6 protein-coding genes and 3 tRNA genes are annotated in these 6,795 nt (G+C 55.4%); 6 read left to right on the top strand and 3 right to left on the bottom strand.

What is annotated here, in order from left to right; genetic code table 11:
- Positions 1–80: 80 nt before the first annotated feature.
- Together VIL80_RS13900 and VIL80_RS13895 are read right to left on the bottom strand one after the other, a co-directional pair.
- Positions 81–635 carry a DUF1285 domain-containing protein gene (locus tag VIL80_RS13900; protein ID WP_332036693.1) on the bottom strand — a complete coding sequence of 185 codons (555 nt, stop codon included), beginning with the start codon at positions 633–635 and terminating at the stop codon, positions 81–83.
- Positions 628–1,335, bottom strand: coding sequence for a TetR/AcrR family transcriptional regulator (locus VIL80_RS13895; protein WP_332036692.1), 708 nt, complete (start codon positions 1,333–1,335; stop codon positions 628–630). The genes VIL80_RS13900 and VIL80_RS13895 overlap by 8 nt, the downstream gene beginning before the upstream one ends.
- Before the next feature lie 329 nt (positions 1,336–1,664).
- Between VIL80_RS13895 and VIL80_RS13890 the strand changes: the two genes are divergently transcribed.
- From VIL80_RS13890 to VIL80_RS13870, 5 genes are all read left to right on the top strand, one after another.
- Positions 1,665–2,513 carry an acyl-CoA thioesterase gene (locus VIL80_RS13890; protein ID WP_332036691.1) on the top strand — a complete coding sequence of 283 codons (849 nt, stop codon included), beginning with the start codon at positions 1,665–1,667 and terminating at the stop codon, positions 2,511–2,513.
- 121 nt (positions 2,514–2,634) lie between these two features.
- A tRNA-Pro gene (locus VIL80_RS13885) sits at positions 2,635–2,711 on the top strand.
- Between the two features lie 156 nt (positions 2,712–2,867).
- The gene (locus tag VIL80_RS13880; RefSeq protein ID WP_332036690.1) at positions 2,868–4,106 is read left to right on the top strand and encodes a hypothetical protein; all 1,239 of its coding nucleotides are present in this window, start codon (positions 2,868–2,870) and stop codon (positions 4,104–4,106) included.
- 441 nt (positions 4,107–4,547) lie between these two features.
- Positions 4,548–4,621, top strand: a tRNA-Cys gene (locus VIL80_RS13875).
- A gap of 73 nt (positions 4,622–4,694) precedes the next feature.
- A tRNA-Leu gene (locus tag VIL80_RS13870) sits at positions 4,695–4,781 on the top strand.
- A gap of 116 nt (positions 4,782–4,897) precedes the next feature.
- On the opposite strand, the gene VIL80_RS13865 is transcribed toward VIL80_RS13870, so the two are convergent.
- Entirely contained in the window at positions 4,898–5,368 is a 471-nt protein-coding gene (locus tag VIL80_RS13865) for a hypothetical protein (protein WP_332036689.1), read from the bottom strand.
- A gap of 44 nt (positions 5,369–5,412) precedes the next feature.
- On the opposite strand from VIL80_RS13865, the gene VIL80_RS13860 reads away from it, so the two are divergent.
- Complete coding sequence (locus tag VIL80_RS13860) at positions 5,413–6,768, top strand: serine hydrolase domain-containing protein (RefSeq protein WP_332036688.1); 1,356 nt, start codon at positions 5,413–5,415, stop codon at positions 6,766–6,768.
- Positions 6,769–6,795: the final 27 nt, after the last annotated feature.

Here is a 6,795-nt window from a genome sequence, read left to right as displayed (position 1 = left end):
AATATTTCAGAGATATTCCTGGCGATCTAATTTTGTACAGATTCAGCGAAATGAAAATTGGATAGGAAAAGGCAGCGGACTCAGTACTCGCCGAGAAGAAATTCTTCGCCGTTACTTTTCAGCCAAAGCTGGCAAAGTCGCGCGGGTGGTTCATGGGGCTGACGCGGTTCCGCCCAGTCAATCAACTGGTAGTACACATCCCGTGACATCCGGCCCTGAAGCCCCGCACGAACTTCCACATAAGGAATAGGCAATGGAGGATCGCCAAACGGCTTGAGTAGAAGTGGGTGAGAATTATCCAGAGGAACCACATCACCGGTATTTGTGGTCAGAAGAATTTGCTCCCCGTCACGGGCAGCCTGAGTAACAAGGAAGGGTACATCTTCAACCCGGATTCGCCACTTCTCGACCGGAGTAACCAGATAGTAGTGGCGCCCCTCCCGCTTGAGAATACTGGCAAACAGAACCACCAGTGCGTGACGCTGGATTTCGGTCCCTTCGTGTATCCATCGCCCGTCTGACAGAATCACAAGATCCATGTCACCGCACAGGTCAGGATTCCAGCTGGCCACCGGAGGGTGGCCGCGGAATTCCTGCTGCAGCTTTTCGAGCTGCTGAAAGAGTGGCTCAGCCAAAGCTGCTTCCCGGGGTGGATGACGGGTTGTGGGAGCTCTGATTTGAAGGTTCCTGGCTCGCCTGGGGCTGCCCGCGGCGACCTGACATGTCGCCGATATGCACGCCCACATCCATGATGAACTCCATCAGGCCTGCACGATCTTCGATCACATCCGCGAAGGACTTGGAGTGATAGAGTTCCACGGCCCCCTGGACCAGTGCCCAATAGGTGGAATAGTAGTAATACGCCGGAACCTTCTTCAGGACCCCCTGCTCCATCCGGCGCTCGAAGACCCGATTCAGGGCCGAAGCATTGGAGTTGCGCAGCGCATGCAGCTCCGCGATCATCTCCGGTGCCAGATTCAGGGCGATTATCTTCTCCTCGAGCCTCTGGAACAGACGATCCCGCCCCGGGTCTGCCATGCGCGACTCGAAGTAAGCGCGCGCCGGCGCCGTGATATCACCCTGCTCGGCGGTTGCCACGGCGACCTTGATACGCTCGGTGAGAGACTTCTCGTAGTCCATCAATAGACGCATGTAAATCTCGGTTTTCGAGATGAAATGCTTGTAGATCGTACCCTTGCCGATATCTACCCGCTCGGCGATCTGCTCCACGGTGACCTTTTCTTCACCATGTTCCAGGAGCAGCTCCAGCGCCGCATCCAGGATACGCTGCTCCCGCGCCCGAAAACGCTGAACCTTTTCCTTTGCCTTATCCATACTTCCGACCTTAGCTGTCCGTACAATTGGAGACTGAAATTGACTATCCATTCATGAATGATAGGCAATTCCCCCGCGATGGAAAAGAAAATCAAAGTATCCGACGCCGAAAGCGCGAGACCCGGCGCCAATAGATGAACCTCCACACGGGAGTGGCACCTGCGGGTGGGCGATAGCGGCAGGCGGAAGCCCTAGCGCCGAATATTGATACTGCCGGTGAGAGAATCCGCAATAGCCAACGGAACTGTAGTTGTTATCATTGCCCGTTACCCGGCGTCCGGCGAAATTGTCGACGCCCACTGGATCAACACTGGATAGATGGCCTTCTGATGCAGCAATCCCTGAGCACCCTACTGGACGTAGAACGACTGGACAGCAACCTGTACCGCAGCCGCGCGCATGTGGAGAACTACCGCAAGGTACTGTTCGGCGGGCAGGTCCTTGGCCAAGCCCTGATGGCCGCAGCACGCACCGTAGAGGACCGCCTACCCCACTCACTGCACGCCTACTTCCTGCGTCCGGGCTCCAGTGAAATGCCGGTCATCTACGATGTAGATCCCATCCGCGACGGCGGAAGCTTTACCACCCGCCGGGTGGTTGCTCGCCAGAACGGCAAGGCCATCTTCAATATGTCCTGTTCGTTCCAGATCGCCGAGCCCGGCTTTGACCACCAGGCCGAAATGCCCACCGACGGCATCGTTCCTCCGGAAGAGCTGAAGAACACGCAACAGTTGGCCGAAGAAGCCGGGATGAACGGAGAAATCAGCAACCAACGACGGTATATGGTGGACTTCCGCCCGATCGATCCCATGAGCTACTTCGACTCCGAGATTCGCGAACCCCGGGGTATGTTCTGGTTCCGGGTAGATGGCGAACTGTCCGACGACCCCATCGAACACCGCAGCGCCATTTGTTACGCCTCGGACATGGCCCTGCTCGGCACCAGCCTGTTACCGCACAAAATCAGTCTGTTCGATCCACACCTGATGCCGGCAAGCCTCGATCACGCCATGTGGTTCCACCGGGAGTTCCGCGCCGACGAGTGGTTGCTCTATGTTACCGATAGCCCCTCCGCCAGCGGCGCCCGCGGCTACTGCCGCGGTCAGATCTTCTCGCGCGATGGCCGTCTGGTGGCCTCTACCACCCAGGAGGGACTGATCCGCCTGATCAAGGGTTGATCAACTCCGGCCTTTTTAAAAAAACTGCTAAATTTAATAAAATCAGTGGTTTACAGGAGCTCGGCGGCTGCTATAATGCCGCCCACTTCGCAAGGAAGCACGAGCAAAAAGCTCAAAACGTCGGTGAGTAGCGCAGCCTGGTAGCGCACTTCGTTCGGGACGAAGGGGTCGGAGGTTCGAATCCTCTCTCACCGACCATTTCTTTTCTTTCCCGCAAAATCCCACTTATTCCACACTTTTCATCTCCCTGCGGGCACTGATACTTTCTCCTGTTGTCACATGAATTGTCGCGCGCGGCGTCCGATTACACTCGCCTCGCACATCCTGTTACGCACGTAGAGCTGAGTTCAACCAATGCCTTTCTTTTTGCGACTAGTAGCCCTCCTTGCTGCCCTGGTTTTCGCCACCGGAGCACTGGCCGCCGATCCTGAGTACTATGACATCCTCTATAAGACCCGCATGAATCCAGAAGACGGTGTCGCTGAGGTATCCATCACGCTTAAGGGGCGCGAGCTACCGGACGAACTCACCCTCCACATTGATAAGGACCGGCACCTGAATTTCGAGGGCGGTAAAAGCTTGGAATTCGTGGGGAATAAGGTTGTCTGGCACCCCAAAGGCAAGACTTCGTCGATCCGTTACGACTTTGTCATCGACGAAAAGAAATCCAGAGGACGCTACGACTCCCGCATCACGGATAAGTGGGCAATCCTTCGCAGCGACAAGATGATCCCGCCGATCTCCGCACGTGCCCCCAAGAATCTTCACTCGCGAGCCACCCTGGAAATCGACGCGCCGGACAAGTGGAATGCGCTCACCCCGTATGTAAAAGATGAAAAAGGGATCTTCCAGCTGAAAGATCCGGGCCGTCGCTTTATCCGCCCGAAAGGCTGGATGATTGCCGGGCATATTGGTAGCAGACAGGACATCATCGACGGTACCGACGTCGTTATCTCTGCTCCCCGCGACGAGAATATCCGCAGGCAGGATACCCTCGCCTTCCTTAGCTGGACCCTGCCCGAACTCAAAAAAGTTTTCCCTCAGTTCCCGCAAAAGCTACTGATCGTGATGGCTGGCGACCCTATGTGGCGCGGCGGACTTTCCGGGACACGCTCCTTGTTTATGCACGCGGACAGGCCACTGATTTCCGGCAATCGCACCAGTAGCCTGTTGCATGAACTGGTACACGTTGCCACCGGTATTCGCGGCGACAAAGAGAGTGACTGGATCGTTGAAGGTCTCGCCGAGTACTACTCCCTGAAGACGCTCCGCCGCACCGGCGGGATCAGTGAGCGGCGTTACCAAGAGGCCCTGGAAGATTTGGCGAATTGGGGGAGCAAGTCCCCCAACCTGCTGGTAAAGCGCTCGTCAGGTCCGGTTACCGCGAGGGCCACAGTGGTACTCCACGAAATTGATACCGCCATCCAGCAATCCAGCAATGGGAAATCCAGCCTGGATGACGTGGCCAAAGCACTCGCCTCCGAGCGCGGCGAAGTGACTCTGAAAAAATTCCGTGCACTCGCGGAAAAAGAAGCGGGAGCACCACTGCCACAACTCGAGCGCACATTTCTTGAAGGCAAAAAAAAGCCCTGACGACGGGGGGGGGAGAGCGTCAGGGCCAAGACCATTAGGAGTGAAACTTGGAGGATTTCATCCTTACAACACACTGGGCACCCGTATGGAGGAAGGCGCCCGGCCGGCACTACTAAACACGACTTGGGGGAAATGTGTGCTAGCCAGCTACACTCAGTATTAGCCACACCCCGAGGATTGCCAGTTCGCCGCGAAAAAAACTTAGAACAATTGGGGAATAGAAAGCCCGGTTCCATTTCAATGGGTTATTACGCCGTCAACACGCGCACTTTCCGAGCAAATTTGTGCCTAATTCAATTAACGTCAGACTTACGCTTGACTAATCCCCGGCAAACCATAGAATAGCACCCTCTTACACGCCGAGGCGCACGTAAGTATAAGAAAACACTAGGTTTTTTATCCCTGACCCGATAGAATCCGCGACGTTTTCAAAACACCTAAGGCTAGGTGGCAGAGTGGTCATGCAGCGGACTGCAACTCCGTGTACGCCGGTTCGATTCCGACCCTAGCCTCCATTTTCTCCCGGTCTTACTCTAAGGCTGGTATTTCACTAGCGGATAAAACTGCCGCCAGCTGAAAGCCCTATCCGCCCGGATGGTGGAATTGGTAGACACAGGAGACTTAAAATCTCCCGACCTTTTGGTCGTGCCGGTTCAAGTCCGGCTCTGGGCACCACAATACTCTCCTTTAAAATTTCTCTGGAAACTACCGAATTACGGCATCCGCTGTAACTGCTCGTTTCCGTCATTTACGCATTACCGGTACACATTCGTTACACCGTCTAGCGCTACCTACTCAAGGTACTTTTCCACCACAGGCGAATATTTTTCATAGCCGTCATACAGGCCCTTTGTGGCAGGAAGAGCTAAAAGCGGCGAGAACGTTGCCTCACTACCCAGCAAACTCTCCATCAACCTGGCCTGCGATATCGCCATGGATTTCAGCGCTTGCTTAGGCTCATCGGACCTGATTGCCGCATCGTAAAGCGCAATACGCGCCGGCGCGTCGTAAGCCACCTGGTTTACCACCCCTTTCTCGTACCCAAACCAAACGCCGAGCGTAAAAGCTGGCAGAGCTGTGAATAGCGCTGTAACAAACGATTTTGCCATGGTCAGAATCCCGGAATTCATTTGCCCCAGTGTAGCGAAGAGATAGCGGCTACGATCACTCAGGCTCCGCCTTGCCATCTTGTTGCCACCTGATTTTGCGTTTTTGTCGCACTGGCATGCACACTCTTTCTCTCCTAGGCTTTTCAGCGACAAGCAACTTCCCAACAAAACTCTATGGCCGCTTCCGCGCCCCGCCTATGAGCATCAGCTTTTACCTTCTGGCCAGTATTTACGTAGTGATCCTGCTTGTGGCATCGGTGTGGATCTGGCGACGCACCCAAGTAAAAACACATTGGGCGCTACGCGAATCCTTGCAGCTACTTATTGCCATGAGTGCCAGGCTGGCCTGTTCGGCACGACATCTTTCCGGATTTAACGACGCCCGTATTCGCCGAGACCTACGCACTTACTCGCCTCTGTTTACACTGATCCGGGTCCGCCACAGCGGGTATACCACGTCGGCCAGCCTGCTGAATTGCATCAAGGAACGCGCGCATTTTAATCCGTCACTGGGCGCTCAACTCGACGATAACAAAGCAGAAAAATACAGTGGGGTAAAAACACCAGAATCTAAGGGCAGGTTCCGTGAAAAAACGGGTAAGGGGTACATTGATGGGCCGCTGCAAACGCTGCTGTCGGCACTCACCAAAGAAGATAACCGACTAGGCCTTGAGACACGCGCGCTGCTGGTGATGCGAGAAGACGAAGTAATCGCAGCGGCCTACGGTGCCGACATTGCGCCGAGCACGCGCCTACTGGGTTGGTCGATGAGTAAAAGTCTGCTTGCCATGCTATGGGGGCGGATGGAGACACTTGGCCTTGCAGACATTCATCAGAGTCAACTCTTTCCCGAATGGGAAGACGATGACCGGAGCACGATCACACTTAAAAACATGCTGCAGATGTGCGACGGTCTGGCGTTTGACGAAACCTACCGGCCCGGCTCCGACGCAACTCGCATGCTTTTTGGTAGCAGCAACCGTCCTTCCCGCTATGCACTGGCGCGCCCGCTGATCCATAAACCGGGGATGCATTTTTCCTACTCTTCCGGTACGACCAACCTGTTGGCGCGTTGGATGCATCTGCAGCTCGGTGGTTCTGGCGCTGCCGCACATTTTCTGCAGCAGGAATTGCTGGCGCCTCTTGGATTACAGCGCACTTATTTTGAAACAGACTCGGAGGGTATTTTTGTGGGCAGCTCCTACGCCTATGCCTCTGCCGAAGACTGGGGAAGACTTGGCGCACTGATGCTGAGCAACGGTTGCGTCGGTCGGCAGCGCATTCTCAGCAGTGACTGGATAAGGCGCGCTACCGAGCCGAACAGCAGCGTCAATGATTCGAGGTATGGCTATCAGTTCTGGCTGAATTGCGGCGGCAAGCTTCCGCCGCTCTATCCTCAACTGCCCCCAGACAGCTACCTCATGCTGGGTAACCGAGAGCAGAAACTGATGCTCTCCCCCGCTCACGGCGTCGCGATTGTACGCTTGGGATGGTCCTCCAAGCCCTACCCGGCCGAGCGGCGATTTGGCGAAATACTGGCGCGATTGCACTAAAGGCCAGCCCGCACAATTTTATCCGCG

The sequence above is a fragment of the Microbulbifer sp. genome (assembly GCF_036563125.1).
Taxonomy (GTDB): Bacteria; Pseudomonadota; Gammaproteobacteria; order Pseudomonadales; family Cellvibrionaceae; genus Microbulbifer.
Note: the sequence above shows the minus strand (reverse complement) of the source record. Positions and strands in the feature narration are given on the sequence as shown.

Excerpts from the sequence above, each read along its gene's own strand:
- VIL80_RS13895 (WP_332036692.1), bottom strand. The coding sequence starts at position 1,335 with ATGGATAAGGCAAAGGAAAAGGTTCAGCGTTTTCGGGCGCGGGAGCAG.
- VIL80_RS13890 (WP_332036691.1), top strand. The coding sequence starts at position 1,665 with ATGCAGCAATCCCTGAGCACCCTACTGGACGTAGAACGACTGGACAGC.
- VIL80_RS13880 (WP_332036690.1), top strand. The coding sequence starts at position 2,868 with ATGCCTTTCTTTTTGCGACTAGTAGCCCTCCTTGCTGCCCTGGTTTTC.
- VIL80_RS13860 (WP_332036688.1), top strand. The coding sequence starts at position 5,413 with ATGAGCATCAGCTTTTACCTTCTGGCCAGTATTTACGTAGTGATCCTG.